This is a genomic window from Weissella sp. DD23, assembly GCF_001579105.1.
Lineage (GTDB): Bacteria > Bacillota > Bacilli > Lactobacillales > Lactobacillaceae > Weissella > Weissella cibaria.
Map to the genome: position 1 here is coordinate 27,521 of NZ_KQ970394.1, position 4,767 is coordinate 32,287.

3 protein-coding genes are annotated in these 4,767 nt (G+C 45.0%); all 3 read left to right on the forward strand.

Translation table 11 applies throughout. The features are described 5' to 3' along the window. Nucleotides 1–1,048, forward strand: a 1,048-nt coding sequence (locus WEIDD23_RS14690; protein ID WP_242865466.1) for a heavy metal translocating P-type ATPase, incomplete at its 5' end; no start/stop codon positions are given. Nucleotides 1,049–1,650: 602 nt separating this feature from the next. Continuing rightward, entirely contained in the window at nucleotides 1,651–3,108 is a 1,458-nt protein-coding gene (locus tag WEIDD23_RS07605; protein WP_010375327.1) for an MDR family MFS transporter, read from the forward strand. A 123-nt stretch (nucleotides 3,109–3,231) separates the two neighbouring features. Next, nucleotides 3,232–4,758, forward strand: a complete 1,527-nt coding sequence (locus WEIDD23_RS07610; RefSeq protein ID WP_062358886.1) for a helix-turn-helix domain-containing protein — start codon at nucleotides 3,232–3,234, stop codon at nucleotides 4,756–4,758. Nucleotides 4,759–4,767 lie beyond the last annotated feature (9 nt).

Here is a 4,767-nt window from a genome sequence, read left to right on the forward strand (position 1 = left end):
TTGTCCCCATGCGTTAGGCTTAGCAATTCCGTTGGTTGTTGCCCGCTTGACAGGCATTGCGGCACAACAAGGATTGTTGATTCAAAACCGTCCCGCCCTAGAGCAAGTTAATCAATTGCGTTATGCGTTGATGGATAAGACGGGCACGTTGACGGCTGGAAACTTTAAAGTGCAACAAGTCCTAACAACAACGGATGCCATGACGGCGGATGAAATTTTGCAGACCGCTGCTGCCCTAGAACAAGGTAGCACGCACCCAATTGCCACGAGTCTTTTGCAGGCAGTCACTGGAGACTTGCCAACGGTTATGCATCAGGAAACTATTCCAGGTGCCGGTGTGACCGGTATGATTGGGGATGATTACTTTGCTTTGTTAAATATGCCAGCATTACGTGAACGGGGTATCGCCCATGAACACGCCATGTTTGCGTCCCTAGCTGACAAAGGCTATACGGTTAGCTTTTTGGTTAAACATGATACGGTTGTCGGTGTTATCGGGTTGGGGGATGCCATCAAGGATGACGCCCGTCAATTTATTGCAGATCTCAAAGCACAACGAATTACGCCCGTCATGTTAACTGGTGATAATGAAGCGGCTGCCCAAGTAATTGCCCGACAATTAGGGATTGAACAGGTACATGCTAATTTGAAACCGCAGGATAAGGTAGCTTTAGTGACACAATATCAACAACAGGGTGGTGTGATGATGATTGGTGATGGGGTGAATGATTCGCCTGCTCTGGCTCAAGCTGACCTTGGGGTGGCGATTGGCGCTGGGACGGATGTCGCCATTAATGCAGCGGATGTTGTCTTGGTCCACTCAAAGCCAAGCGATGTGTTAACATTGCTGTCATTAGCACGCCAAGCCAAGCGTAAGATGACGCAAAACCTGTGGTGGGGAGCTGGCTATAATCTAATTGCGTTGCCATTAGCAGCTGGTATTCTGATGCCAATCGGTATTCGTTTGGATCCAATGGTTGGGGCCATCCTAATGTCCTTATCCACAATTGTTGTTGCCATTAATGCCATGACGCTTAGGTTAAAATAAATGCAAAAAAGCACGTCGTGATGAAAACGACGTGCTTTTTCTATATCCTGATCATCCCATTAGGACGCTCAATCTGACTCTCTCAAAAAGTCATACTTTTTGAACCACGGATTGTGGGAAAAGTGGTTCACCACGTTCGATGTCGCACCGCCGAGAAAGGGAAAGAGAGAAAAAGGCGATGCGTACAACCGGAACGCTTATTACTTGATTTAGTATGCGTGAATTATTTGCATTTTTTGCAAAAGTGCCAAAGACGGGAAGTTTTGTGTATTTTTAATAAGTGAAATCCCATTTCTCGGAATGCTTGTAAACGCAGCAAAAAAGCCACGTGAGGGGGCACGTGGCTTAATGGGTGGTTAATCGGCATGAAACTAAGGGGATAGGGGGATATCCGATTAACCGGCATCTGAATATGCTAGATTCTAGGGTGCATATCTGCGCCTTGAATGATTATAGTATGCAACAATTTTTGAAACACATAACAAAAGTGCCGAAACTGACGCAAAATGCAAGAAATTTTTCATAACGCCCCTTTAAACCACCATTGTACTGACACAATGTTAGAATAAAGCGTCTAGAAAAAATGAAAGAAGGTGGATGTTGTGGAGAACAAGCCAAAGTTTGTCGGCATTATCACGGCTGCAATTTTGCTCTCAACATTTATGTCAGCGGTTGAAGGAACCGTTATTTCAACCGCCATGCCAACCATCATTGGTTCCTTGCACGGTATCAAGTTGATGAGTTGGGTGTTCAGTATTTATATGTTGATGACTGCAGTTGCAACGCCAATCTACGGTAAGCTTGCCGATTTGATTGGCCGTAAGCCAGCCATGTTATCAGGACTTATTATTTTCTTATTCGGCTCAATGATGAGTGGTATTTCCGACAGTATGGGTGCTTTGATTTTCTGGCGTGCGATTCAGGGAATCGGTGCGGGTGGTATCATGCCCGTCGCCTTTACGATTTTGGCTGATTTGTATCCTATTGAGAAGCGGGCTTCGGTCATGGGACTGAACTCAACCGCCTGGGGTGTCGCCTCGATGGTTGGACCGCTAGTCGGTGGTTATTTGGTACAAAACCTGTCATGGCACTGGGTGTTCTTCATTAACGTACCAGTTGGTTTAATCGCGATTGGTATTTTGGTCTTCTTCTATAAGGATCGCTTCGAACGTCGGAAGGCCACGATTGATTATCCTGGTGTGCTTTGGATGACGATGTTCATTGTTGGCTTGTTGCTGGGTTTGCAAATGATTTCTGAATCACAATGGCTCTTGATGATTGTTTTCTTTATCATGTCAGTACTTGGTTTGTGGTTGTTCATCAAGCGCGAACGAAAGGCCGAGGAACCATTAATTGATTTGGCGATGTTTAAGTCAGTCGACTTTACAGCAGCAAACGCGATTGCAGGTTTGGTAGCGGGGTTCATCATTGCGTATAACGTTTACTTGCCAACATGGATGCAAGCTTTGGGTGGCATGAAGCCATCCGTTGCTGGGTTCGTTGTGACACCAAGTTCAGTGGTTTGGATGTTTGGTGCGATGATTGCGGGTCGTGTGATGGCCAAGCATGGCGCACAATATTTATTCAAGTTTAGTCTGTTTATTGGCACGCTGTATGCCATTATGTTGGCTGTTATGCCAGGGGATGCACCATTTGTATTGTTCTTGGCAACTGGTGTAATCTTTGGTTTGACGATGGGATCAACGATGACTGGGACGACAGTGATGGCCCAACAAACAGTTGCACCAAGCCAAGTTGGGATGGCAACATCATTCAATAACTTGGCACGGGCGATGGTCCAAACAATGATGACAACGGTTTACGGTGTTGTTTTGAATGTGTCGATGGCAATTGCTTTACGTGGTCACAGTAATTTGAAGTTCAATGAATTAAATGAGCTGATTGATCCAAATACGGCTAAGAATTTGCCAGCTAGTCACATTGCGCCATTACGTGACATCATGACGTTTGGGCTACACAATATCTTCTGGGTAGGTGCCTTGTTGATGATTGGGGCGATTGCAACAAATATGTGGGCAACCCGTCAGTTAAAGAAATAAATTTAAAAGGCAATGTGGAAACACATGGCCTTTTTTTCATGGATTTACGCAAAAAACACCCTGAATTGACGAAATGACCTTATAATAAGTGGGTGAATGAGCGCGTGTTAGGGAGAATGAAAAATGGATTGGATGCTGGAAAAGAAGGAACGGCAAAAGATTGAATTACTGACGTATTTGAAACGGCAGATTCAAGGCGAAATTTCAGTTAAGGAAATCGGTGAAGCTTTGTCGTGGTCAAAATACCTGGTTTTGACGGTGGCGAGCGAATTGGTTGCTGATTTAACGTCAATATACGGTGAAGAACAAACTGCTGATAAGTCGTTGCAATTATCAGCGGACGAGAAAAAATTGCTCTTATCCTTGAAACGGCACGTTAATGTTGATGCGGTCATGCTAGTCTATCTGCGTGAATCTTTATATTGGAATTTCATCAAAGAAGTGTTCTTGGAGACTGTGACGTCGTATGAAGAGTTTGCGGAGCGTTATTTAACGACGCCAAGTACAACACGCAATGTTAAAAATCATCTGGCAGAGCGTCTGGCGCCTTTGGGGATTGGTATTGATGATCATTACCATTTTACAGGCGATGAATCCGCAATTCGGATGTTCTTTTTCCGCCTCGCAGTTCGTTATTTTGGTGATCGCGAATTTCCATATGGTGAACAATTGAAACAGCAGGCCGATGAGGGGATCGACCGCTTAGTTGCTTCATTTACGGCAGAACCATTTATTCGCGATTCAAAGCGGATTGCCTTACGCTTCTATTATGCGCTGGCTGCGATTCGAGTACGCGAGGGTCATTTTGTTGACCCGCATAACTTAGATGATATTTTTGTGCCAACGCATGATATGGCGCCAACAACGCAAGCCTTGTTGGCGGAAATGGTGGCCGATTCACTGCAGTATGACACCATCAACGCGGATCAGGCGGCAGTTGAGGCACGCGAAACCCTTTATTATTTGTATATTTTAAATGTCGTCGGCTCAACGGACTGGGAACATATCATTTCACCAAAGATGCAGCAACGAATTCAAGCGATTATGACGATTGTCGCAGACTATCATCAACGGTATTTTGGTGTTGGCATGACACCAGCTAGCGCGACGCAAATCAGGCGTGAGTTATTGGCGCCTGTGTTGATGTTTGAGTTACATGCGATTGATGTCGGACACCGCCGTTATTTTGACATGGAAGAGGCTTATCGCATGTATCCGGTGTTGGTAGAAATGGCCATTAATGTCAGTCGTGACATTGCGCCGTTGCGAGATCTTACGCCTGAAGAGTCTGAACGCTTGATGTTTGGTTATTTGTTCACGGCGTTTGCGGCTTATCTGGACCAGGCTGATATTTTTGCGCCGATTAAGATTGATATTGATATTACTTACCGGCCGGCGTTAGAAGTGATTTTGAAGCGCATGTTGGCGGGGATGGCGGAGTTTAACATCGTGTTTACGAATCGTTTTGAGGATAATGTTGATTTAGTCATTTCAGATGCCATGTTGGCAGAAGTTGACAGTCGGAACCGATTTGATTGGCAACAACTGCCAACGATTAAACAGATTGCCCAATTACGGTCACGTTTATCGGTCATTAAACGCCAAAAATTCGAAGCACGGTTTAAAGAATTGAACCCCGAAAATGATTAGTAAAACGCC

Excerpts from the sequence above, each read along its gene's own strand:
- WEIDD23_RS07610 (WP_062358886.1), top strand. The coding sequence starts at position 3,232 with ATGGATTGGATGCTGGAAAAGAAGGAACGGCAAAAGATTGAATTACTG.